We start from the raw sequence: 24,811 nt of genomic DNA, 5'->3' as shown, positions 1-24,811 counted from the left end.
AAATCGTGAAACGGGCGCTCGGCGGCGCGCCGGTGCGAGGTCACTCCGCCAGCGGGATCTGGTGCTTGCGGATCTTGCGGTACAGCGTGTTGCGGCTGACGCCGAGCGCGTCGGCGGTGTGCGTGATGTTCCAGCGGTTGCGCTCCAGCTCGCGCAGCAGGGCGGCGTGCTCGGCGGTGTCCAGCGGCGTGCGGCAGCAGCTCTCGGCCGCGTTGGGCGTCAGCGCGATCGGCAGCTCGCGCGCGACCGGCGGCGCCGGCACGCCCTTCGCCGCCGCGTCGAGCAGTTCCTGCGGCAGGTTGGAGATGCGGATCGTGTTGTCCTGGCACAGCGCGGCGGCGGTGCGCAGCACGTTGCGCAGCTGGCGGATGTTGCCGGGCCAGTGATAGTTCAGCAGCGCGTGCAGCGCGTCGGGCTGGATGCTGACCGGCGCCGCATCGTCGCTTTCCTCGCGCAGCAGCGTCTCGATCAGCTCGGCGCGGTCGGCGCGTTCGCGCAGCAGCGGCAGCTGCAGCGTGATGCCGTTGAGGCGGTAGTAGAGGTCTTCGCGGAAGTCGCCGTCCTGCACCATCTGGCGGATGTCGCGGTGGCTGGCGCTGATCACGTGCAGGTCGACCGTGATCGACTGGTCGCCGCCGAGCGGCACGATCTCGAATTCCTCGATCACGCGCAGCAGGCGCGTCTGCAGCGTGAGCGGCATGTCGCCGATCTCGTCGAGGAACAGCGTGCCGCCGCTGGACTGCAGGATCTTGCCGGGCCGGCCGTGGCGGTCGGCGTCGGTGAAGGCGCCGCGCGTGTAGCCGAACAGCTCGCTCTCGATCAGCGATTCGGGGATCGCACCGCAATTGACCGCGACGAACGGCTTGCCGGCCCAGGCCGAAGCGTTGTGCAGCACGCGCGCGAACGCTTCCTTGCCGGTGCCGGTGGCGCCCTGCAGCAGGATCGGCACGCGCTTGCCGAACAGCTGCTGGGCGCAGTTGAGGTTGTGCAGCATCGACGGATCGCTGCCGACGTGACGCCGCCCGCCGCCCTCCTGGCCGAGCGAGATCAGCGTGGCGCTGCGCGGACCGCCGTCGGCGGCACGCGCTCCGGCCTGCTCGCGCGAGCGCACCAGGGCGAAGAAGCGGCGGCCGTGCTCGACCTCGCGGATCGGCCAGATCGTGCGCGGATCGTTGGCCGCGCGCTGCTGCAGGGTCGAGAACGCGAACTGGAACACCGATTCGATCGGCCGTCCGACCAGGCGGCTGCGGTCGGGATGGCCGAGCTGCGCCATCGCGCTTTCGTTGACGGCGAGGATCGTGCCGTCGCCGGCCACCGCGATCAGCGCCTCGTGCAGCAGGCCGACGAACTCGGGGCGGCTGTGGAAGCGCAGGATGTAGGCATCCGGGAATTCGCGCAGGAAATGGAAGCGCGAGATCAGGTTCGCCGACATCGTGACCAGGGCCATGGTGTGGCGCTGGATCAGGCGCGTGTCGCTGCTGTTGGCCGAAGAGGCGTCGAGCACGCCGAGCAGGCCGCCGCGCGCGTCGAGGATCGGCGCGCCGGAGCACGACAGCGTGACGTTGTAGCCCATGAAGTGTTCGTCGCGGTGCACCGTCACCGGCGCGTGCTCGGCGACCGCGGTGCCGATGCCGTTGGTGCCCTCGTGGCGCTCGTCCCACAGCGCGCCGAGCCACAGACCGGCGTGGCGGAACTCGCGCTTGAGGGTCGGATCGGTGATCGTGTGCAGGATGGTCGCGTCGGCGTCGGCCAGGATCACCGCGTAGCCGGAGCCGGAGATCTGCTCGTACAGGCTTTCCATCTCCGCGCGCGCGACGCCGAGCAGTTCGCCCATGCGCTGCTGGCGCTCGCGCAGCTGGCTGGGTTCGAGCACCGCGGTGGCGCGCGCGCCGTCGGGGACCATGCCGTATTCGGTCAGGCAGCGGTCCCAGGACTTGGCCACGTGCGGCGCCAGCGAAGTACGCAGCTCCCCGCGCACGGCCTTGAGGACGCGGGAGGCGTGCCGTACGGCCAGGGCTGAATCGCTCATGCATCATCTCCGCGTAGCGCGGATCACGTGCATCCATCGCGGCGATCCGCAGGTTCCCGGCGACTGAAGCACCGGGAAGTTTTCCCGCCAGGGACCGCGAGCGTGGCCCGATCGGCCGGATTTCGCAAACCGCAGCGCAGCATAAACCGGGCTTCACGAGCGCCACGCGCGCGGCCGCGCGCTCAGGCCGGCACGAACTCCAGCGCCGCCGAATTCAGGCAGTAGCGCAGTCGCGTCGGCGGCGGACCATCCGGGAACACGTGGCCCAGATGCCCGTCGCAGCGCGCGCAGCGGATCTCGGTGCGGACCATGCCGTGGCTGGTGTCGCGCACCTCGCGGATGTGCTGCGGATCGAACGGCTCGTAGAAGCTCGGCCAGCCGGTGCCCGATTCGAACTTCGCCGCGGCGCGGAACAGCGGCAGCTCGCACAGGCGGCACTGGTAGACGCCGGCGCCCTTTTCCTCGAGCAGGCCGCCGCAGAACGGCGGCTCGGTGCCGTGGTCGATCATCACGCGGCGCTCCTCGGGACTCAGGCGCGCGGCGAGGCGCTCGCGCTCGGCGGCGGTCGGCGGCGTGAGGTCGTGGCCCGAGGCCGAACGGCGCGGGGTTCCGGATGACGCCGGTACGGGTGTCGTCGGTACGTTCATGCAAACCTCCTTTCGGAATCGAGGGTCGGGATCAGCGCGGCGCCCGCAGCAGGTCGCCGAAGCGCTGGCGCAGCTTGGTCACCTTCGGCGCGGCCACCGCGGCGATGTACGGCTGGGACGGATGCAGCGCGGCGTAGTTCTGATGATAGGCCTCGGCCTGGTGGAACGATTCCAAGGGCACCAGCCGGGTGGCGATCGGCGCATCGAACGCCTTCGCCTCGTCGAGCTGGCGGATGTAGGCGGCGGCGGTCTCGCGCTGCGCGTCGTCGGCCCAGAAGATCGCCGAACGGTACTGGCGGCCGCGGTCGTTGCCCTGGCGGTCGATCTGGGTCGGATCGTGGGCGACGGCGAAGAACACCTTCAGCAGCCGGCCGTAGCCGATCCGCTGCGGGTCGAAGCGGATCGCGACGGCTTCGGCGTGGTCGGTGCGGCCGCTGCAGACCGCGTCGTAGTGGGCGCTCGCCGCGTCGCCGCCGCTGTAGCCGGAGGTCACCTCCAGCACGCCGTCGAGCTGGCGGAACACCGCCTCCACGCACCAGAAGCAGCCGCCGGCGAGCACGGCGAGCTGCTCGCCGGGCGTGGCCTGCGTGAGGTCGAAGGCCGGGTCGGGAAAACGGTCGCGCTCGATCGCCAGCGCGGCGCCGGGAAGGTCGCAGGTCGGGTTCATGGCAGTCTCCGTCGAGGGGCATGCGGCCGCCCGGCGGACTCTGACATCACCGGGAGGACGCATCGGAAGGGATGCTCCCCAGATGGCGTCCGCGGCGGCGGACACAAGGTGCGGAACTCCCCGCTCCGGCGCGCTTCCAAGCCCGGCGGCGGCGCGTTGTAAAGACGGATTTACTCCGCTGGAACGCCTTTGTCGCCGCGCCGCTGCTAGCCTGTGCACGTACGTTCCGCATCGCAAAAGGACTCGCCCGCATGTCGCGTTGGAAAACCGCGCTCGTCCTCCTCGTCCTGGCCGCGCTCGCCGTGCTCGGCTGGCGCCTGCTGCATCGCCCCGGCGCGTCGGCGCCCGGCATGCACGGCGGCGCGGGCGGCGCCGACGCTCCGATCCCGGTCACCGTGGTGCCGGTGGAGCAGAAGGACGTCCCGGTCTACCTGACCGCGCTCGGCACGGTGCAGGCGCTGAACACGGTGACGGTCAGCTCGCAGGTGACCGGCCAGCTGAAGGCGCTGCACTTCGCCGAGGGCGACGAGATCCAGCAGGGCGCGCTGATCGCCGAGATCGATCCGCGCACGTTCCAGGCCGCGGTCGACCAGGCGGTGGCCAAGAAGAACCAGGACGCGGCGCAGCTGTCGGCCTCGCGCAGCACGCTCAAGCGCTACGAGGAACTGATCGTCAAGCATTTCGTCTCGGCGCAGGACCTGGAGAACCAGCGCCAGACGGTGCGCCAGCAGGAAGCCCTGGTCGCCGCCGACGACGCCGCGATCTCCTCTGCGCGCACCCAGCTCGGCTACACGCGCATCACCGCGCCGATCACCGGCATCGCCGGCATCCGCCAGGTCGACGTCGGCAACCTCGTCACCGCCAACAGCAGCACCGGCATCGTCACGCTGACCCAGGTGCACCCGATCAACGTGATCTTCACCCTGCCCGAACAGAACCTGGGCGAGGTGCGCAACGGCCAGGGCGCCGCCGCGCTGGCGGTCACCGCGCTCGACCGCACCGACGCGCACGCGCTCGGCGACGGCGTGCTCAAGGTCATCGACAACCAGATCGACAGCAGCACCGGCACGTTCAAGCTGAAGTCGGAATTCGCCAACGAGAACAACGCGCTGTGGCCGGGCCAGTTCGTCAACGTGCGCCTGCGCATCAAGACCGTGAGCAACGGGCTGGTGGTGCCGGCGACCGCACTGCAGCGCGGACCGGAAGGCAGCTACGTCTACGCGCTGCAGCCCGATGACACGGTGGCGATGAAGCCGGTCACCCCGGCCGGCGAGGCGGGCGACAACGGCATCCTGATCGGCAGCGGCGTGGCCGCCGGCGATCGCGTGGTCACCGAGGGCCAGTTCCGCCTCAAGCCCGGCAGCAAGGTCGTCGCGCTCGCGCCGGGGCAGGCCGCCCCGCAGACCAGCGAGGCGGAGCTGTCGAAGCTGAAGGAGCAGGACAAGGGCCAGCCGCAGCGGCGTGGCGGTCGGCGTGGCGGATAGCGGCGCCCTTTTCGTCTTCACCTCTCCCGCCCGCGGGACAGCAGGTCTTTTCCTTCCCCCGCCCGCGGGGGAAGGTGCCGAAGGCAGACGGGGGAAGCCGGAACGAAGCGTTTCACTCCGTTCGCCCTCACCCCAGATCTCTCCCGCACGCGGAAGAGACGGAAATTCAGGATGATCCCGTGAGCTTCTCCTCGATCTTCATCCAGCGCCCGATCGCCACCTCGCTGCTGATGGCCGCGCTGCTGCTGCTCGGCGCGATCGGCTATCGCGCGCTGCCGGTCGCCGCGCTGCCGGACATCGACGCGCCGAGCCTGGTGGTGACCACGCAATACCCCGGCGCCAGCGCCTCGACCATGGCCGCGCTGGTGACCACGCCGCTGGAGCGCCAGCTCGGCCAGATCTCCGGCATCGCCACGATGAGCTCGGACAGCTCGGCCGGCCTGTCGACGATCATCATCGAGTTCGACCAGGGCCGCGACATCGACGCCGCCGGCCAGGACGTGCAGTCGGCGATCAACGCCGCGCGCGGCACGCTGCCCAACAACCTGCCCTACCCGCCCGTCTACAACAAGGTCAATCCGGCCGACGCGCCGATCCTGACCCTGATGCTGACCTCCGACTCGCGCCCGCTGCGCGAGGTCAACGACTACGCCGACAGCATCCTCGCCCAGCGCCTGTCGCAGATCTCCGGCGTCGGCCTGGTCTCGATCGCCGGCAACGTGCGCCCGGCCGTGCGCGTGCAGGTGAATCCGGCGCAGCTCGCCGGCCTCGGCCTGACCATGGAGGACGTGCGCTCGGCGCTGACCCAGGCCAACGTCAACGCGCCCAAGGGCAGCCTCAACGGCACCGTGCAGAGCTTCTCGATCGGCACCAACGACCAGCTCGCCGACGCCGCCGACTACCGCTCGACGATCGTCAGCTACAAGAACGGCGCGCCGGTGAAGCTGTCGGACATCGCGCGGGTCGTCGACGGCGTGGAGAACGACCAGCTCGCCGCGTGGGCCAACTCGCGGCCGGCGGTGCTGCTGGACATCCGCCGCCAGCCGGCGGCCAACATCGTGCAGACCGTCGAGGAGATCCGCCGCCAGCTGCCGAGCCTGCAGGCGCTGCTGCCGGCCGACGTCAAGCTGCAGGTGTTCTCCGACCGCACCGTGACGATCCGCGCCTCGGTCGAGGACGTCGAATTCACCCTGGTGCTGACGATCTGCCTCGTCATCGCCGTGATCTTCGTGTTCCTGCGCCGCCTGTGGGCGACGGTGATTCCGTCGGTGGCGGTGCCGCTGTCCCTGCTCGGCACGTTCGGCGTGATGGCCTTCGCCGGCATGTCGCTCGACAACCTGTCGCTGATGGCGCTCACCGTCGCCACCGGCTTCGTCGTCGACGACGCGATCGTGATGATCGAGAACATCGTGCGCTACATCGAGCAGGGCAAGCAGCCGAAGGAAGCGGCCGAGATCGGCGCAAAGGAAATCGGCTTCACCGTGCTGTCGCTGACCGTGTCGCTGATCGCGGTGTTCCTGCCGCTGCTGCTGATGCCCGGCGTCACCGGCCGCCTGTTCCACGAGTTCGCCTGGGTGCTGACCATCGCGGTGGCGATCTCGATGCTGATCTCGCTGACGCTGACGCCGATGATGTGCGCGTATCTGCTCAAGGCCGATGCGCTGCCGGCGGGGGATCACGTCGAGACGCACGACGAGACGTCGGCTCACGCTTCCCTCACCCCGCCATCGGCATCCGCCGACGGCCCTCCCCTCTCCCGCACGGCGGGCGAGGGGCAGTCGCGCGACCTCTGGTCGCGGATTCTCCATGGCTACGGCCGCAGCCTCGACTGGGTGCTCGCGCGCCAGCCGCTGATGCTGCTGGTCGCCTCGGCGACCGTGGTCGTCACCATCGCGCTGTACGTCGCGATCCCGAAGGGCCTGCTGCCGGAGCAGGACACCGGCCTGGTCACCGGCGTCGTGCAGGCCGACCAGAACATCGCGTTCCCGGCGATGCAGGAGCGCACCAAGGCGGTCGCCGACGCGCTGCGCGACGTGCCGGGCGTGGCCGGCGTGGCCGCGTTCATCGGCGCCGGCTCGGTCAACCCGACCCTGAACCAGGGACAGCTCAGCATCGTGCTGAAGCCGCGCGGCGAGCGCGGCGGACTCGCCGAAGTGCTGCCGGCGCTGCAGCGCGCCGCCGCGCCGATCCCCGGCGTCGCGCTGTACCTCAAGCCGGTGCAGGACGTCGCGCTCGACACGCGCGTGGCGCCGACCGAATACCAGTACGCGCTGTCGGAGGTGAACTCCAAGGAGCTGGCCGGCTTCGCCGCGCAGATGACCGAGGCGCTGAAGAAGCGTCCGGAACTGGCCGACGTCGACAACAACCTCGCCAACCAGGGCAACGCGCTGAACCTGACCATCGACCGCGAGAAGGCCAGCCGCCTCGGCGTGCCGATGCAGACGATCGACGACACGCTGTACGACGCGTTCGGCCAGCGCCAGATCTCGACCATCTTCACGCAGCTCAACCAGTACCGCGTGGTGCTCGAGGTCGCGCCGGAGTTCCGCACCAGCAGCGCGCTGCTGAACCAGCTGACCGTGCGCGGCAACGGCAACGGCGCGCTCACCGGCAGCAACGCGACGACGCTCGGCCAGGCCACCTCGAGCAACTCGGCCACGCCGTCGGGCATCGGCAGCACCGGCAATATCGGCATCGCGCTCGGCGCCGGCGGCACGATCCCGCTGTCCGCGCTGGCCAGCGCCGAACAGACGACGGCGCCGCTGGTGGTCAGCCACCAGGACCAGCTGCCGGCGGTGACGATCTCGTTCAACCTCGCGCCGGGCCATTCGCTGTCCGACGCAGTGCGCGCCTTCCGCGAAGTGGAGACGCAGCTGAAGTTTCCGCCGCAGGTGCGCGGCCAGTTCATCGGCAAGGCGGCCGAGTTCTCCGCCTCGCTGACCGACGAGATCCTGCTGCTGCTCGCCGCGATCGTGGTGATCTACATCGTGCTCGGCGTGCTGTACGAGAGCTACATCCACCCGATCACGATCATCTCGACCCTGCCGCCGGCCGGCGTCGGCGCCCTGCTCGCGCTGATGCTGTGCGGCATGAGCCTGTCGGTCGACGGCATCGTCGGCATCGTGCTGCTGATCGGCATCGTGAAGAAGAACGCGATCATGATGATCGACTTCGCCATCGACGCGCAGCGCGCCGGCCTGCGCGCGCACGATGCGATCCGCCGCGCCTGCATCCTGCGCTTCCGCCCGATCATGATGACCACCGCCGCCGCCCTGCTCGGCGCGCTGCCGCTGGCGCTCGGCAACGGCATCGGCTCGGAGCTGCGCAAGCCGCTGGGCGTGTCGATCGTCGGCGGCCTGCTGCTGTCGCAGCTCATCACGCTGTACACCACGCCGGTGATCTACCTGTACTTCGAGCGCCTGTCGGACTGGATCGCCGCACGCCGCGAGCGGCGCGCGGCGCTGCGGGAGCGCACGGCGTGAGCGTTCGCACGAGAACGCCCTCACCCTGCCCTCTCCCGCAAGCGGGAGAGGGAAGAGCGGCGGTCATCCCGACTCGAAAGGTTCGCGCCTGCTGCTCTGCCGTTCTCCCTCTCCCGCTTGCGGGAGGGCCTCGCAATCCTCTTTCCCCTCTCCCGCTTGCGGGAGAGGGCTGGGGTGAGGGCAAGCGGAGCGCAACGCCGCAAGAATCGATTCAAGCACCGCTTCCGTGCGCAGCAGCGCGTCGTCGTCCCAGAAACGCAGCACGCGAAAACCTCCGCGCTCCAGATGACGCGCGCGCGCTTCGTCCTCGACTCGCCGATCCACGTGCTGGCCGCCATCCAGCTCCACGACCAGACGCGCCTGCATGCAGGCGAAATCGGCCACGTAACCACCCAATGGCACCTGGCGGCGAAAGCGGTATCCGCTCAGGCGGCGGTTGCGCAGGAAATACCAGAGCTTTTGCTCGGCATCGGTCGCACGCCGGCGTAGTGCGCGTGCGTTTTCTATCCTCGAGTGCATGCGCGAGATTTCCCTCACCCTGCCCTCTCCCGCAAGCGGGAGAGGGAAAGGCCGCTCGTGCGAATCCCTCGCGCACTTGCATGGGAAATCTCCGACATCCAGACGGCACCTTCACTCCCCTCTCTCTCCTGCTTGCGGGAGAGGGTCGAAGCCGCCTTCCGGCGGCTGAGGGCCAGGGCAGTGATGCGCTGGCGGCACGCGAAGCAGGGATAGCGCCGCGGGGTGAGGGCAATCGGAGCACAACGCCATGAACATCTCCGGCCCCTTCATCCGCCGCCCGATCGGCACCTCGCTGCTGGCGGTCGGGCTGTTCGTGCTCGGCATGATCTGCTACTCCCTGCTCGGCGTGGCGGCGCTGCCGAACCTGGAGTTCCCGGCGATCTTCGTCACCGCCAGCCAGCCCGGCGGCAGCGCCGACGTGATGGCCTCGACCGTCGCCGCGCCGCTCGAGCGGCACCTGGGGCAGATTCCGGGCATCGACACGATCAACTCGTCGAGCAGCGAGAACAGCGCCTCGGTGTTCCTGTCCTTCGACGGCAAGCGCAGCGTGGACGACTACGCGCGCGACGTGCAGGCGGCGATCAACGCCGCCGCGCCGGACCTGCCGTCGGGGCTGACCAACGCGCCGACCTACCGCAAGATGAATCCGAACAACCAGCCGGTGCTGATCCTCGCGCTGACCTCGGATACCGAACCGCTGTCGAAGCTGTACGACTACGCCGACTCGCTGCTCGCGCAGCGCATCCGCCAGCTGCCCGGCGTCAGTGACGTCGAGGTCGCCGGCGGCGCCACGCCGGCCGTGCGCGTGGACCTGAACCTGCGCGCGCTGAACGCGATGGGCCTGTCGCCGGACCAGCTGCGCAACGCGCTGGTCGCCGCCAACGTGACCTCGCCGCAGGGCTTCCTGTCCGACGGCAAGACGACGATGGCGGTGATCGCCAACGACGCGCTGCATACCGCGGCCGAGTTCGCCGACCTGGTGGTGTCGACGAAGAACGGCGTGCCGGTGCGGCTGAAGGACGTCGCGCGCGTCTACGACGGCCAGCAGGACCAGTACCAGGCGGCGTGGTTCGGCACGCGCCGCGCGATCTTGCTGTTCGTGCGCAAGCAGGCCGACGCCAACGTGATCGCCACGGTGGACAGCGTCAAGGCCGACATCCCGCTGATGCAGACCTGGCTGCCGGCCGGCGTCACGCTGACGCCGTTCTTCGACCGCACGCCGATCATCCGCGCCTCGGTCGACGAGGTGCAGGTGACCTTGCTGATCAGCCTGGGCATGGTCGTGCTGACGATGGCGCTGTTCCTGCGCCGGCTCGCGCCGACCCTGATCGCGGCGACCGCGGTGCCGCTGTCGATCGCCGGCGCGTTCACCGTGATGTACGTGCTCGGCTACACGCTCGACAACATGTCGCTGATGGCGCTGGTGATCGCGATCGGCTTCGTCGTCGACGACGCGATCGTGGTCATCGAGAACGTGATCCGCCACGTCGACGCCGGCATGTCGCGCCTGCAGGCGACCCTGCTCGGCGCGAAGGAGATCGGCTTCACCATCGTCTCGATCACCGCCTCGCTCATCGCGGTGTTCGTGCCGGTGGTGTTCGCCGGCGGCATCACCGGCATGTTCTTCAAAGAATTCACGGTGACCCTGATCGCGGCGATCGCGTTCTCCGCGATCGTCTCGCTGACCCTGACGCCGGCGCTGTGCGGACGCTTCCTCAAGCCGCACGCGGCGGCGAAGCCCTCGCGCATCGGCCGCTGGCTCGACGCGTTCCACGCCGGCATGCTCGACCTGTACCGCCGCGCGCTCGACCACGCGCTGCACTGGCCGCGCCTGACCGCGCTGCAGCCGCTGCTGCTGATCGTCCTGACGGTGTTCCTGATGCGCTTCGTGCAGGGCGGCCTGTTCCCGCAGCAGGACACCGGCATGCTGTCCGGCCGCACCACCGCGGGCTCCGACGTGTCGCCCTCGCGCATGATGGAGCAGCAGCGCAAGATCGCCGCGCTGGTCATGCAGGACCCGGCGGTGGAGAGCGTCGGCTCGCGCCTGGGCGGCGGCTGGGGCGGCGGCGGCGGCGGTTCGGGCCAGCTCTACATCAGCCTGAAGCCGCTGGCCGAGCGTGGCGGCGATTCGACCTTCGCGGTCATGACGCGGCTCAACAAGATGGCCGGCGACGTGCCCGGCGTGCGCCTGCGCCTGCGCCCGGTGCAGGACCTGCCCAGCGGCGGTGGCGGCGGCGGCAATTCCGGCGGGCAGTACCAGGTGTCGCTGAAGGGCAACGACATCGTCAGCCTGCAGGAATGGACGCCGAAACTGGTCGAGGCCCTGAAGAAGATCCCGCAGCTGCGCGACGTCGGCAGCGACGTCGACGAGGCCGGCCCACGCCAGATGCTGCAGATCGACCGCGACACCGCCGCACGCCTGGGCGTGAGCGTCGGCGCGATCGACAGCGCGCTGTACGACGCGTTCGGCCAGCGCCAGGTGTCGACGATCTATTCCGACATCAACCAGTTCAAGGTGGTCGTCAGCGCGCTGCCGAACCAGGCCACCGACCCGGCGTCGCTCGAGCGCATCTACGTGCGCGCCAGTTCCGGCGCGATGGTGCCGATCACCGCGGTGACCAAGATGGTCGACACGGTCGCGCCGACCGAGGTCAACCACGAAGACCAGTTCTCCACCATCAGCCTGAGCTTCAACCTCGCGCCCGAGGCGACCATGAGCCAGGCGCAGAAGCTGATCCAGGACACCATCACCGGCCTGCGCCTGCCCGGCGACATCCGCCTGGACTTCGCCGGCGACTTCCGCAATTTCCAGAAGCAGCAGGGCGACAACTCGATCCTGATCTTCGGCGCGATCATCGCCGTGTACATCGTGCTCGGCATGCTCTACGAGAGCCTGATCCATCCGGTCACGATCCTCTCGACGCTGCCGTCGGCCGGCGTCGGCGCGCTGCTGGCGATGGTGGTCACCGGCACCGAGCTGTCGGTGATCTCGATGATCGCGATCGTGCTGCTGATCGGCATCGTCAAGAAGAACGCGATCATGATGGTCGACTTCGCGCTGGTCGCCGAACGCGAACACGGCCTGGCGCCGTTCGAGGCGATCCGCGAAGCCTCGCTGGTGCGCTTCCGTCCGATCATGATGACCTCGATGGTGGCGATCTGCGCTGCGCTGCCGCTGGCGATCGGCTTCGGCGTCGGCTCGGAGCTGCGCCGCCCGCTCGGCATCGCGATGATCGGCGGACTGATCGTCTCGCAGAGCCTGACCCTGCTGTCGACGCCGGCGATCTACCTGCTGTTCGCGCGCGTCAGCGAACGCCGGCGCAAGCGCAAGGAGGAGCGCCGCCGGCGTGCCGCGACGCGGATGGCGGCGACCTAGGGTCCATCGTCTGCGCGGCGTGGATCGAACACGCGACGGCGACCGCTCTGCCGGAGATGACCCTCACCCGGCGCGCGCCGACCTTTCCCGCGAGCGGGAGAGGTGACGTCTTCACAAGGCCATGCAGGTCGGCGCTCGCGGCGTCACCTGCGCGACGCGCGACACGCCTTCCTGCAGCCGTCCGGCCTCACGTGCCGTCGGGCGGCAGATCCTGCGTGCCGTCGCCGTACGGCACGTCGAAGCCGTCCTTGAAGACGACCAGCGCGTTGCTGTCGCTCACCGTCGCCGCGCCCGTCGCGACGACGTCGAGCGTGACTATCGTTTCCGGGGTATCGGGAAGGGTCGGCACGCTGACCACCCAGCTGACGCGCGCGCCGGGCGGCAGCATGGCCAGGTCGCTCAACGGACCGCTGCCGCTCGCCGCGCAGGTCGCGCCGTCGGTGCCGGGATAGCAGACCCAGCTCGCGCCGGCCGGATCCCAGGCCGGCGACAGCTCGACCGACACCGGTACGGCCGCGGCCGCATCGCCGTCGTTGGTCAGGGTGACGACGTAGTCGAGCGTCTGGCCGTAGCGCACGAAATCGTGGCCGTCGGCGAGGGTCAGGGTGAGTGTCTGGCCGGCCGTCGCCGCCGGCAGCCATGCGGCCAGCACGCAGGAAAGGAGGCGGAGAGACGTCATCGGTTCACCTCGCAAGGGTCGTGTCCTGCGCGCCGTCGAAGCCGTCGCGGAACAGCACGATCGTCGCGCTGTCGACGACGGGGTCCAGGCCCTCGGCGGAAAATTCGAAGTCGAGCGCGCCGGCCTGCGTCGCCGTCGCCACCGGCACGTGGATCAGCCAGGTCATCGACACGCCCGGCGGGATCGTCACCGCGTCGTCGATCGGACCGTTGCCGGCCGTGGCGCAGACCGCGTCGACGCTGCCGGCGATGCACTGCCACGTGCTCGCGCCGACGTCGGCGCCGCCGCCGAAGCTCGCCTGCACGGCATGGCCCGTCGCCGTCGCGCTGCCGTTGTTGCTCAGCGTGACGACGTAGTCGACGATCTGGCCGTAGGTCACGTAGTCCGGTCCGCCTTGCGTCAGGGTCAGCGTCAGGTTCGCCGCCGGCGGCGCCTGCACCACGCCCGAGCCGAGGTACGTCAGCTGATGGAACGGATACGCCGCGGCCATCGTCACGCCCGCGCCGCCGACGTTGGCGACGGCACCGGCCGCCAGGCCCGGATCGGCGAACCAGGCCGGCGTGCCGTCGACCAGCGCGCCGGCATCGTTGCCGTCGTGATCGACGACGGAATACGAATCCACGCTCACCGCCGGTACGCCTTGCGTCACGTGCGCGCCTTGCGCGACCACGAGCACGTGGGGAAAACCGTTCAGCAGCGGATACGGATACCCCGCCACCCAGCCGTTGGCGGAATTCCACAGGCCGGTCGCGATCGGGCCATCCGACAGCCAGCGCGACGTGGAAAGGCCGGTGATGCCGGTGGTCAGGCCCGCGGCGGTGTCGGCGATGCCGACGCCTTGCCCGACCAGGCCGATGTTCCAGAAACCGTTGCCGATGAGTCCGCCCGACGCGTCGGCGTTGTAGCCGACCAGACCGGCGGCATTGGGGCCGGACACGCTGCCGGTGGCGTAGACGTCGTGGAGACTGCCCTGGTTGCCGCCGAGCACGCCGCCGACGTAGAGGCCGGTGCTGGAGACGTCGGCGCTCGCGTAGGCGTTGCTGAGGATGCCGCCCTGCATCGCGCCGATGATGCCGCCGACCGTGCCGGTACCCGATACGCTGCCGGTGACGTAGACGTTGCTGACGATCCCGCCCTGGCTCAGGCCGATCAGGCCGCCGACCTCCTGCGTGCCGACGATCGAGACGTTGGCCATGCCGAGATTCTTCACGACGGCCCCGCCGGTCTTGCCGAACAGGCCGACCCAGGCGTCGATCGCCGGCCGGTGGATCGTGAGGCCGCGGATGACGTGGTACTGCCCGTCCAGGCTGCCGACGAACCGCGGGCCGTCGGTACCCACGCGCATGAAGCCGGTCTGCGCCCACATGCCGTTGCTGTTGGCGGCCGTGCCGTCGTTGCGGCCGGTTTCGCCGGCGTCGACGTGCCTGCCGAGCATGTAGGCCGCGTCGAGCTTCAGGCTCATCAGCTGCAGCTGGTGCGCATTGGTCAGCGTGGTCTGCCATTCGCCTTGCAGGAACGGACGCGTGCCGTCGAACGCCGTCCAGGCGCTGCCGAAATCGAGGCTCGCGTAGGCGCCCTGCTTGAAGGCGTAGTCGGCCGCAGCGCCTTGCGCCGGATCGCTGGTGACGGCGGTGAGGTTGGTGACGGTGGCGTTGTCGTTGACCACGCCCACGCCGTCGCCCTGGCCGGTGCTGAAGCGGTCCCAGTAGCTGTCGTCGACGGTGCCGTCCATGGCCAGCCCCACCAGGCCGCCGACGTTGCTGCCGCTGCCCGTCACCGGGCCACTGGCCCACACGTGGCGGATCGCGCCGCGATTGCCGCCGGTCAGGCCGCCAGCGTCTTCGCCGCTGACCGTTACGCTGCCGGTCGCGTAGGCATCGCTGACGTTGCCCGTGGTGAAGCCGACCAGGCCGCCGCCGCCCTGGCCCGCCGTCACGTCGACGGCGGCATAGGCCTGGCTGATCTCGCCGGCGTCGTTGTAGCCGACCAGGCCGCCGACCAGCACGCCGCCGGTGACGGCGCCGCCGTCCACACCCACGTTGCGCACCACGCCGCCGATGCCGATGCCGCCGAACAGGCCCACGCAGATCGCGTCGACGCGATGGATGAAGAGATCCTCGACCACGTGCCCCAGCCCGTCGAAGCGGCCGTCCAGGCCGCCGGCGCAGTTGCCGATCGGCACGAAGCCCGCACCGCCGTTCCAATCGCGCGTCGCCGTGGCGTCGATGTCCTCGAACAAGGCGAAGTGGCCCGCCAGGTCGTCGTTGATCGCCTGCAGCTGCTCCAGCGTGATCACCGGCACGTAGACCCGCGCGCTGGATGCACTGGCGCTTTCCGCCTTCACGTACACCGCGCCGGGTACGGATTTGAGGTATGGCGTGGTCTTGCCGTTCTGGTTGGCCCACACGGCGGCATCGAAACCGCCCGGCAATGCCGAAATCAGGTTCGCCAGAGGAATCGCCGTGCCGGCGCCATTGTCCGGGTGCGCGCCGGGCGTGTTGCTGGCGAACCAGCCGTCGCTGACGCTGCCGCCGGCCTCGGTTGGGTTGTGGCCCACCAGACCGCCGACATAGCTGTTGCTGCTGGCCGAAACACCGCCGGTGGCAAAGACATGCTCGACGAGGCCCCGGTTGTAGCCGACGAGGCCGCCGACCTGAAGGCTGCCCGCCACATTGCCGGTGGCATAGGCATTGCGCAGGGTACTGCCGAGGTCGGCGGCTCCCACCAGCCCGCCGATGCTGGACTCGGTGCCCGTCACGTCGCCGCTGGCCCAGACGTTGTCGACGGCACTGCCCGAGGTGGTGCCCACGAGGCCGCCGACCGCGCCCGTGCCGGTCACGTTGCCGCCGGCCCAGGCATCGGCGACCAGGCTGCCGTCGCCTTGTTGGAAGCCCACCAGACCGCCGACGAACACAGTGCCCGAGACGTCGGCCGTGGAATAGACGTGGGCGATGACGCCGGAGCTGTTGCCGACCAGCGTACCGACCCACCCGCCGCCCGACACACTGCCGCCGCGCACGCCGAGGTTGCGGATCACGGCGCCCCCGTCAGCGCTGAAAAACAGTCCCGTATCGTCGGCATTGCCGGGGATGGCGAGACCGAGCAGCTGATGGCCGAGGCCGTCGAACCGACCGCTGACGCCCAGGGTACCCAGCGGCGTCTGGCTGGCGGCGCCGCTCCAGTCCACATCCGCCGCCAGCGCGTAGCCGCCGTTGACGGTGCCGCCCGCCGGTGGACGGACGGCTTCCAGTTCGGCCAGGGTACGGATCAGCGTGTAGGCCGTGCCGTTGACGCGGTAGCTTTGCCCGCTTCCCGCGAAATCCACGCGCCCGGTGAAGCCGCCGGCCGTCAGCGCCATAGCCACGCCGCCGTCGGCAGCGGACGCGTCGGTTTCAAGCGACAGGCCGGCCGAGCCCGAGGCCGTCATCACCGCATTCACGTTCACGCGGCCCGACGGCGCCGACAGCGTGAGCGTGTGCGCGCCCCAGTTCACCGCGTCGTCGACGACGATGTCGCCCGACGCCGCGGTGAGCGTGACGTCGCCGTCGGCGAGCTGCGCCGACAGGCGCGCGCCGGTGATGTCGCCGCCGCTGGGCGCGATCACGTAGTCGGCGAACGCGGGTGGCGCGAGGAGCGCCATGAACGCGGCGAGAAAGCGCAGGCGAGTGGTCGGTTTCATGGGGAAGTCCTCGGGTTCATTGGCCGGCGCCGTCGAAGCCGTCGCGGAACAGCACGATCGTCGCGCTGTCGTGCAGCGCCTGGAGCGCCGCGGCGTCGAACGTGAAGTCGAGCGTGCCCGCCGCCGTCGCCGTCGACACCGGCACGTGGATCAGCCAGGTCATGCTGACGCCGGGTGGGACGGTCACGCTGTCGTCGATCGGGCCGTTGCCGGCGATGGTGCAGCTCGCAGCGACGCTGCCGGCGATGCACTGCCACGTCGTCGCGCCGACGTCGGCGCCGCCGCCGAACACGGCGTGCACGTCGAAGCCTCTCGCCGGGTACGCGCCGCCGTTGGTCAGCGTCACGACGTAGTCGACGGTCTCACCGTAGTGCACGTAGTCGGGCGCGGCCTGTGCCAGGGCGAGCGCGAGCCTCGTCGAGGCGTAGGTCAGCTGATGTCCGGCAGCGGCCTGCACGCCGCTGCCGCCGACGTTGGGCAGCGGATCGGCCGGTGCGGCGGGATCGACGAACCAGGTCGGCGTGCCGCTGACGAGCGCGCTCGCGTCGGCGCCGTCCTGATCCGTCGCGGCATACGAACCCACGCCCGGCGTCGCCGATCCCGGCACGATGCTCACGCCCTGCGCGACGACGACGACGTGCGGCAAGGCCTTCAGCACCGGATACGGATAGCCCGGCACCCAGGTGTCGTCGACGTCCCACGCCGCGGTCGCGACCGGGCCCTGCGTGAGCCAGTGCGGCGTGGACAGGCCGGTCACGCCCGGCGCGGCAGGGTCGTTGGCGATGCCCGGCAGGCCGTCGTTGACGTCGCTGTCCCAGAACGTGCCGGCGTAGCTGCCGGCCTGGTCGCTGCCGACCAGGCCGCCGGCCAGATGGGTGACGCCGGTGCCGACCTCGACGTGCCCGATCGCATAGCTGCGGCGGATGCCGGCGTTGCTGGCCGCGCTCACCAGGCCGCCGAGCGCGGCGACGCCGTAGACGCCGCTGGTGGCGACGCTCGCCGCCGCGTAGCTGTCCGCGATCTCGCTGTCGTAGACGAGTCCGACGAGTCCGCCGCCGTACGCCGGCTGGCCGCTGCCGATGCCCTTCGCGACGATGGTGCCGCTGACGTAGGCGCGGGCCACGCGGGTGCCCGTGTCGATGCGCGCGGCGAGGCCGCCGGCGACGAACGACGAGGCGACGTCGGCGCGATCGAGGCCGAAATCGCTGATGCCTGCGCCGCTGACCCAGCCGAACAGGCCGCCGACGTGCTGCCCGTCGTCGGCGCGGCGTACCGTGAGTCCGCCGACGACGTGGCCGCGGCCGTCGAGCACGCCCCTGAACGGGTTGTCGCCGCCGAATCCGATCGGCGCGAAGCCCGCACGCGTCCAGATACCGCCGGCGTTGGCCGCGCTGCCGTCGTTGCGGCCGGTCTCGGCGGCGTCGACGGGCGCGCCGAGCACGTAGCGCGCGCCGTGGTCCAGCGCCATCAGCTGAAGCTGGTGCGCGTTGCGCACGAGGGTGCTGTATTCGCTGCGCAGGAACGGCCGCGTCTGGCCTTCGATCAGGTACCAGGTCGAGGCGAAGTCGAACAGCGCGTGGGCGCCTTGCGCATAGGCCGTGCCGGACTGACTGGAAACGGTGAGGACGTTGCTGACGGTGCCGAAGTTGGTGCCGCCCACGCCGTTCGCCTGGCCGGTGCTGTCGCTGTCCCAGTAGCTGTCGGCGGCGGACTGGCTGAAGTCGACGAAGCCGACCAGTCCGCCGGCGTGCAGCGGCGCGCCGCCGCTGGTCGACACGCGACCGCTGGCCCAGCACTGGCTGACGCTGCCGGCGTCCCTGCCGACCAGCCCTCCGGCGTCGAGCGTGCCGTTGCCGCTGACGCTCACGCTGGCGGTGGCGTAGCTGTGGCCGACCATCGACTGGTAGGCGCTGCCGACCAGGCCGCCGACCGACACGCCGGCGTCGCCGGCCTCGACCGTCACGCTGCCGCCGGCCCAGCTTTGCGCGATGCTGCTGCCGGCGGCGTAGCTGACGAGGCCGCCGGCCGTGCCGCCGCCCTGCGCCTCCACCTGCACCTGCGCCCAGCTGCGGCGCACGCTGCTGCCGTCGATCGATGCGGCCAGTCCGCCGAGGCCGGAGCCGGCCACGCGGCCGCTGACCCACACGCTGTCGATGCGGCTGTTCCTGGCGTAGCCGACCAGTCCGCCGGCGCCGGTGCCGGTGACGTCGACGTCCTGCAGGCCGAGATCGACGACGCTGGCGCCGCCGGCGTCGCTGCCGATGCCGCCGAACAGGCCGCCGCCCTGCACCGCGTCCGGACGATCGACGAACAGGCCGCGCACGACGTGGCCGAGGCCGGCCAGCGTGCCGCTGAACGGCGTGCCGAGGAAGGACGAAACGCCGATGGGCGCGAATCCCGCGCCGTCGTTCCAGCCGCGCGTGGCGCGCGCGTCGACGTCGCGGGCGAGCGCGTAGCGGCCGGCGAGGTCGTCGCGCATCGCCTGCAGCGCGTCGACGTCGCGAAGCAGCGCGTAGGCGTTGCCGTTGACGCTGAAGTGGCCGCCCGGTTCCGCGCCGAAGTCGACCGGCGCGTCGACGAGGTAGTCGGTGCCCGCGGGCGGCGTGACGCCGGGATCGCCGGCGGTGCCGCCGTAGTTGAGCGCGAGGCCGCCGCCGGCGTGGCGCACGTCGAGCGGGGCGCGCAGGCGGATGCTGCCCGGCGCGTTCAGCGTCAAGGTGGTGGCGGCGTTCCACGCCACCGCGTCGTTCACGACGACGTCGCCGCTGGCGGCGGCGAGCGTGACGTCGCCGCCGGCGAGCTGGGCCGACAGCTGCGCACCGGTGATGTCGCCGCCGGTCGGCGCGATCACGTAGTCGGCGAACGCCGGCGTTGCGAACGTCGCGGCCAGCACGAGCGCCGCGTTCACGACGTGTCGCATCCTCGTCGCCGCCCGTTCGTGGCCGAGCACCGGCGACGCGGTGCGGATGCGCGGTGTCATCGGCCCTGCTCCGGCATCAAATCCAGCGCCAGCGATCCGGCCGCGCCTTCCAGCAGCAGCACGCCGTCGACGCGCGCGAGCGCGAGCGCCGCGCCCGCGCGCACCGGCGACCACGCGCTGACGCGCTCGGCGCCGCGCGCGGATATGCGCAGGCGTACGTAGTCCTGCGCGCCGAGGCGGGCGCGGTCGACGCGCACGTCCGACTGCTCGACGTGCCAGTGCTTCACGGTCGCGACGACGGGGCCCGGGTCGGGCGGCAGCACGAACGTTTCGGCCGCGGCGCCGTCGCGCGGCAGCGCCTGCGCGCCGTCGCCGTAGGGCACGTCGACGCCGTCGCGGAAGATCACCAGCGCGTCGACGTCCGTCACCACCGCGGTGCTGTCCGCCTGCGCCTGTGCCGTCGCCGTGTCCTGCACCGCGTCGAGCCGGACCGGCACGCTGAGCAGGAAGGCCAGGCGGCGGCCGGCCGGTATCGTCACGCGATCTTCGAGCGGACCGCTGCCGGCGGCGGCGCAATGGGCGTCCACGCTGCCGGGATAGCAGACCCAGGTCGCGCCGGCCGCGTCGAGTGCCGGCGACAGCACGGAGACGACGGCGACGCCGTCGACCGGACCGCCGGTGTTGGTCAGCGTGACGACGTAGTCCACCACACCGCCGTAGCGCGCGTACGCCTGGCCGTCGTCGATGCGCAGTTCCAGTTGCGGAACGCTGATGCAGCTGACGTGGACGTCGAGCACGTCCGCGCCCGCAATCGTGCCGCCGGCGCCGCCGTCGACCGTGCACGACTGGCCGTGCGGCTGCTGGCTGACCGTCACGGCGTAGGCGGTGCCGCTGGCGACCGGCGTGGCGAACGCGAAGCCGGTCTGGCCGGGCGTCACGGTCGCCACCTGCACGTCGCCGGCGGACAGCTGCAGCTGCAGATCCGAACCGAGGTCGAGCAGGCCGTCGACGCGGCCGCCGACGGTGTAGGCGTTGGTCGTGCAGTCCACCGCCACGTCGGTCACGTCGGCGCCGTCGAGCGTGCCGCTGGCCGTGGCCGGATCGACCATGCAGGTCTGCCACGGCGCGGTCGGCTGCGCCGACACCGTCACCGACCATGCGCCGAGATCGGGTATCGGCGCGAACGTGAAATGCGGATCGGCAGCCGACACCGTCTGCGCGTCGCCGCCGTTGAGGCGCACTTCCAGGCCGCTGCCGGCCAGGCCGCTGGCCGTACCGCCGACGGTGTGCAGGTCGATCGCGAACGACGCCGTGCAGCTGCGGTTGGCGTCCAGCGTCACCGAGCCGTCGGCATCGCAGTCGCCGCCCCAGGCGGCGAAGTGGTAGTGCGGCTCCGCCGCGGCGGTCAGCGTCACGCTCGACGGCGCGCCCTCGCCTTCGGCCGGATAGTTCGCCGAACAGGTGCCGCCGCCGCCGCTGCAGCCGGCGATGGCGCCGTCGCTGCTGGCGACCGAACCGTTCGGCGTGGTCACCGTCACGGCGAGCGCGTACAGGCTCACCTCGGTCGCGCCGATGTCGCAATGCGCGCCCTGCGGGCGCGGGCGGCCGCGCTGGTCGGTGTCGGCGCAGCCGGCGTCGTCGGCGGTGTCGATGGCCGAGCTGCCGGCGCCGGGCAGCATCGTCGGCGTGAATCCGCCGTGGTCGCCGAGCGGACCCAGCTTCGGATCGGCCGTCAGCACGGCGCCGTCGCAGGCGACGGCCGCCGGACAGCCGCCGTCGATCACGCTGTCGGAAACGGCGCTGGCGGAGCCGGCGCTCGCCGTCTCGTGCAGCTCGGCGTCCTGCGCCGCGGCGTCGCCCCACGCGATCACGTTCTTCAGCGTCAGGCTGCCGCCGTCGTGGTGGATCGCGCCGCCGGCCGCGGCCGTGTTGGCGCTGAACGTGACGTGGGCCAGCTGCACGGCGCCGCCGTTGACGGCCAGCGCGCCGCCGCCTTGCGTGGCGGCGACGTTGCCGGTGAAGGTGGCGTTGCGCAGATCGAGGTCGACGTCGAAGGTCCGCACGGCGCCGCCGGAGCGCTCCGCGCGGTTGTCGGCGAACGTGACCCGTTCCAGCACCGGGGCGCCGCCTCCGCCCTGCGCGGCGAGCAGCAGCGCGCCCGCGTCGCGGGCCGAATTGCCGCGGAACACCACGTCGGTGAACACCGCGCTGACGGTCTGCGCGTACGACAGCGACACCGCGCCGCCGTCGGTCGCGGCGGCGCGGTTGTTGACGAACACCACGCGGCTGACAACCGGACTGGCTTCGGCCATCGACGCGGCCGCGATCGCCGCGCCGCCGTCGGCCGCGTTGGCGCTGAAGACCAGGTTGGACAAGGTCGGATTGCAGCGGCCGGCGCCGGCGCCGCTGCCGCAGTACAGGCCGCCGCCGGACTGGCTGCCGCCGTTGCCGGCGGTGATAGTGAAGCCGTCGAGCACGGTGTCCGCCGCGACGACGAGGCCGACGCCGTCCAGGCTCGCCACGTGCAGGCTGTTCTCGCCGTTGCTGCCGTCGCCCGGCACGTCGACGTCGACGCCGTCCACCGCGCCGCTGTCGTCGCCGGCGAGATCGCCCGAGAGTACCGTGAGCCGCGCCGCCGGATCGCGCTGATCGAGTGCGATCTCGTCGCCGGCGAATCCGCCGTACAGCTTGGTTCCCGGCACGAGGCGGAAGGTCGCCGTGCGTTCGGCCTCGGTGACCGCCTGCGGATCGGCGGGCGTGACGGGCCGGTACACGCCGCGTGCCACCCACACCTCGGTGCAGCTCGCATCCGTCAGGGCCGATTGCAGGTCGACGTAGGCATCGGTCCAGGAGCTTCCGTCGTCCGCGCCGGCGGCGTCGTGCCGCACATGACAGCGCCGCGGATCGACGTAGGTGTACTGGCCGGCGCCGCCGGCCGCGCTGGTGCCGCCCGCGGTCGTCACGGTCACGTCGACCGTGCCCGCGACGTGGGCCGGCGCGATCGCGCGGATGTGGCTGTCGTCGTCGACGCTGAACGAGGCCGCCGCGACCGCGCCGAAATTCACCGCGCTCGCACCGCTCAGGTTCGCACCGGAAATCGCCACCGGCTGGCCGCCGGAGATCAGGCCGCGATCCGGCTCGACGGCACTGACCGTCGGCGCGGCGCGGTAGGTGTAGGCATCGGCCTTGCTGCCGTTGCCGCCGACCGTGGTCACCGCCACCGCGACCGCGCCGGCCGCATGCGCCGGCGTGATCGCGACGATCGCGCTCGCATTCGTCACCGTGAACGAGGCGGCCGGCGTGCCGCCGAACGTCACCGACGTCGCGCCGCCGAGGTCCGCGCCGGCAATCGTCACGCTGCTGCCGCCGGCCAGCGGTCCTTCGGCCGGCGACACGCCGGCGACCGTCGGTACCGGCACGTAGGTGTAGGCGTTCGCCGCGCTGCCGCTGCCGCCGATCGTGGTCACCGCGATCGCTACTGCACCGGCCGCGTGCGCCGGCGCCGTCGCGGTGATCTGCGTCGCGCTGTTCACCGTGAACGCGCCCGCCGGCGTGCCGCCGAAGCTCACCGCCGTGGCACCGCCGAAGTTCGCACCGGTGATCGTCACGCTGGTGCCGCCGGCGGTCGGACCCTGCACCGGTGACACGCCGGTGATCGCCGGAGCGGCGACGTAGGTATAGGCGTTTGCCGCGCTGCCGGTGCCGCCGATCGTGGTCACCGCGATCGCCACCGCACCGGCCGCGTGCGCCGGAGCGGTCGCAGTGATCTGCGTCGCACTGTTCACCGCGAACGTCGCCGGCGTGCCGTCGAAGCTCACCGTCGTGGCGCCGCCGAAGTTCGCACCGGTAATCGCCACGCTGGTGCCGCCGGCGGCCGGACCCTGCGCCGGCGACACACCGGCGATCGCCGGGGCGGCGACGTAGGTGTAGGCGTTGGCCGCGCTGCCGGTGCCGCCGGCTGTCGTCACCGCGACCGCGACCGCACCGGCCGCGTGCGCCGGAGCGGTCGCGGTGATCTGCGTCGCGCTGTTCACCGTGAACGCAGCCGGCGTGCCGCCGAAGCTCACCGCTGTGGCGCCGCCGAAGTTCGCCCCGGTGATCGCCACGCTGGTGCCGCCGGCGGTCGGGCCCAGTGCCGGAGCGACGCCCGCGACCGTCGGCGCATCCGCCACCGACAGGACGACGTCGTTGCCGGTGCCGCCGGCGTAGCTGATCCGGAAAGCGATGCCGCCGGCACTGAACGTGCCGCCTTCGGCCAGGCCGGCGAACGTGCCGCCGATTCCGCCACCGCCCTGGTTGTCGATGAGGCGGATCACGCTGCCCGGCGGTGGCGCGGCGCCGACACTCAGCGCGAGCGTGGCGCCGCCGAGATTCACCGGACCCGGGGCGGCGAGCTGCCCGGCGCTGCCGCCGTCCACACGCACCTCGAAGACGCTGCCGGCCTGCAGCGTGACGGCCGCCGCGACCGTCAGCGTGCCGACGCCGAACGAGTGCGACGCGAGGTCGTAGGCGCCCGGACTCAGGCGGCCGCCGCCGGCGACGTCGACTGCGCCGGTGACGTGGCCGGCGCCGCCGAGGCTCGCTCCGGACGACACGCTCACGCCGCCGCCGTGGCTGCCTTCGACCGCGAGTTCGCCCGCCTGTACCGCGAACTGGCTCGCCGCGGAGGAGCCGGCGAGGACCAGGACACCGGGCCCGGTCTTGTCGGCCGTGCGGCTGGGCGCCGCCACCGCGACGCTGGAATCGGCCGCCACCAGCAGGCCGTCGTCGGCCACCGTCATGTCGAAGCGGGTGTGATCGGCCAGATCCAGCCGGGTGCCGACGATGCGCGCCAGGCGGCCGCTCTGCGTGCCGGTCTGGAGGTAGGGCGTGGTGCCGCGCAGGAGCAGCGTCCCGCCGTTGCCGGTGAGGGTGAAGTTTCCGCCGCCGGAAATGTTGGTGAAGCGCAGCCGGTTCACGGTGTAGGTGCGGCCGTCCAGGTCGGCCGCGCCGACGTAGCCGGTCGAGTACGGGTTCATGCGCGCGTCGGCGGTCGCGCTGTTGGGAAAGCTGTTCGGGCAGCAGTCCGGCGGATTCCACACCACGCCGGCTTCGTGCCATTTGCCGGGATAGCCGCTCGCCGGCTCCCAGCTCCAGGTGTTCACCTGCGCGGACAGCGGCAGCGCGAACGACGCCAGCACGGCAACGAGGAGCAGGCGCGCCAGACGGTACGCATCGATGCGGATGGTTTTCACGGGTCGCCCTGGGTTGCCGCGGCGCCTGGCGCCTTGCGGGGCCGCGCCGGTGCGGAATGTGAAAAAGGGTAAACTTCCCGGCAAATCGGGCAATC

Annotated in this window: 11 protein-coding genes; 3 read left to right on the top strand and 8 right to left on the bottom strand. The window is 71.3% G+C overall.

Annotated elements, in window-relative coordinates; translation table 11 throughout:
- Positions 1-40: 40 nt before the first annotated feature.
- The 3 genes from ACFO6Q_RS07235 to msrA all read right to left on the bottom strand — a co-directional run bounded on the left by ACFO6Q_RS07235 (position 41) and on the right by msrA (position 3,343).
- Complete coding sequence (locus ACFO6Q_RS07235; RefSeq protein ID WP_380019935.1) at positions 41-2,029, bottom strand: sigma-54-dependent Fis family transcriptional regulator; 1,989 nt, start codon at positions 2,027-2,029, stop codon at positions 41-43.
- A gap of 182 nt (positions 2,030-2,211) precedes the next feature.
- Entirely contained in the window at positions 2,212-2,676 is a 465-nt protein-coding gene (gene msrB, locus ACFO6Q_RS07230) for a peptide-methionine (R)-S-oxide reductase MsrB (protein WP_380019934.1), read from the bottom strand.
- A 31-nt stretch (positions 2,677-2,707) separates the two neighbouring features.
- Positions 2,708-3,343 (bottom strand): peptide-methionine (S)-S-oxide reductase MsrA, encoded by a 636-nt coding sequence (gene msrA, locus ACFO6Q_RS07225; protein ID WP_380019933.1) that lies wholly within the window; start codon positions 3,341-3,343, stop codon positions 2,708-2,710.
- Between the two features lie 251 nt (positions 3,344-3,594).
- Between msrA and ACFO6Q_RS07220 the strand changes: the two genes are divergently transcribed.
- A complete protein-coding gene (locus ACFO6Q_RS07220; protein ID WP_380019932.1) occupies positions 3,595-4,827 on the top strand; it encodes an efflux RND transporter periplasmic adaptor subunit in 1,233 nt (410 codons plus the stop codon).
- Between the two features lie 179 nt (positions 4,828-5,006).
- The gene (locus ACFO6Q_RS07215; protein WP_380019931.1) at positions 5,007-8,309 is read left to right on the top strand and encodes an efflux RND transporter permease subunit; all 3,303 of its coding nucleotides are present in this window, start codon (positions 5,007-5,009) and stop codon (positions 8,307-8,309) included.
- Positions 8,310-8,372: 63 nt separating this feature from the next.
- Here ACFO6Q_RS07215 and ACFO6Q_RS07210 read toward each other — a convergent pair whose 3' ends face one another.
- Positions 8,373-8,828, bottom strand: coding sequence for an endonuclease domain-containing protein (locus tag ACFO6Q_RS07210; RefSeq protein ID WP_380020046.1), 456 nt, complete (start codon positions 8,826-8,828; stop codon positions 8,373-8,375).
- A 247-nt stretch (positions 8,829-9,075) separates the two neighbouring features.
- Between ACFO6Q_RS07210 and ACFO6Q_RS07205 the strand changes: the two genes are divergently transcribed.
- A complete protein-coding gene (locus ACFO6Q_RS07205; protein ID WP_380019929.1) occupies positions 9,076-12,204 on the top strand; it encodes an efflux RND transporter permease subunit in 3,129 nt (1,042 codons plus the stop codon).
- Positions 12,205-12,391: 187 nt separating this feature from the next.
- Here the strand turns inward: ACFO6Q_RS07205 and ACFO6Q_RS07200 are convergent, their stop codons facing one another.
- The 4 genes from ACFO6Q_RS07200 to ACFO6Q_RS07185 are packed head-to-tail and all read right to left on the bottom strand — an operon-like array spanning position 12,392 to position 24,716.
- On the bottom strand, positions 12,392-12,883 hold the full coding sequence (locus tag ACFO6Q_RS07200) for a hypothetical protein (protein ID WP_380019928.1): 492 nt from the start codon (positions 12,881-12,883) through the stop codon (positions 12,392-12,394).
- A gap of 4 nt (positions 12,884-12,887) precedes the next feature.
- Positions 12,888-16,562: a beta strand repeat-containing protein gene (locus ACFO6Q_RS07195; protein ID WP_380019927.1), complete on the bottom strand. Its 3,675-nt coding sequence runs from the start codon at positions 16,560-16,562 to the stop codon at positions 12,888-12,890.
- Positions 16,563-16,578: 16 nt separating this feature from the next.
- A complete protein-coding gene (locus tag ACFO6Q_RS07190; RefSeq protein WP_380019926.1) occupies positions 16,579-19,542 on the bottom strand; it encodes a hypothetical protein in 2,964 nt (987 codons plus the stop codon).
- On the bottom strand, positions 19,539-24,716 hold the full coding sequence (locus ACFO6Q_RS07185) for an IPT/TIG domain-containing protein (protein WP_380019925.1): 5,178 nt from the start codon (positions 24,714-24,716) through the stop codon (positions 19,539-19,541). The genes ACFO6Q_RS07190 and ACFO6Q_RS07185 overlap by 4 nt, the downstream gene beginning before the upstream one ends.
- Positions 24,717-24,811 lie beyond the last annotated feature (95 nt).

The organism is Dokdonella ginsengisoli (assembly GCF_042652785.1).
GTDB lineage: Bacteria > Pseudomonadota > Gammaproteobacteria > Xanthomonadales > Rhodanobacteraceae > Dokdonella_A > Dokdonella_A ginsengisoli.
The sequence above is the reverse complement of the archived record's forward strand: the minus strand, read 5'-3'. Positions and strand labels throughout refer to the sequence as shown.

Bases quoted from the DNA above. Each gene is read 5' to 3' on its own strand.
- ACFO6Q_RS07190 (WP_380019926.1), bottom strand. From the start codon at position 19,542: ATGACACCGCGCATCCGCACCGCGTCGCCGGTGCTCGGCCACGAACGG.
- ACFO6Q_RS07220 (WP_380019932.1), top strand. From the start codon at position 3,595: ATGTCGCGTTGGAAAACCGCGCTCGTCCTCCTCGTCCTGGCCGCGCTC.
- msrB (WP_380019934.1), bottom strand. From the start codon at position 2,676: ATGAACGTACCGACGACACCCGTACCGGCGTCATCCGGAACCCCGCGC.
- ACFO6Q_RS07210 (WP_380020046.1), bottom strand. From the start codon at position 8,828: ATGCACTCGAGGATAGAAAACGCACGCGCACTACGCCGGCGTGCGACC.
- ACFO6Q_RS07205 (WP_380019929.1), top strand. From the start codon at position 9,076: ATGAACATCTCCGGCCCCTTCATCCGCCGCCCGATCGGCACCTCGCTG.
- ACFO6Q_RS07235 (WP_380019935.1), bottom strand. From the start codon at position 2,029: ATGAGCGATTCAGCCCTGGCCGTACGGCACGCCTCCCGCGTCCTCAAG.
- ACFO6Q_RS07200 (WP_380019928.1), bottom strand. From the start codon at position 12,883: ATGACGTCTCTCCGCCTCCTTTCCTGCGTGCTGGCCGCATGGCTGCCG.
- ACFO6Q_RS07195 (WP_380019927.1), bottom strand. From the start codon at position 16,562: ATGAAACCGACCACTCGCCTGCGCTTTCTCGCCGCGTTCATGGCGCTC.
- msrA (WP_380019933.1), bottom strand. From the start codon at position 3,343: ATGAACCCGACCTGCGACCTTCCCGGCGCCGCGCTGGCGATCGAGCGC.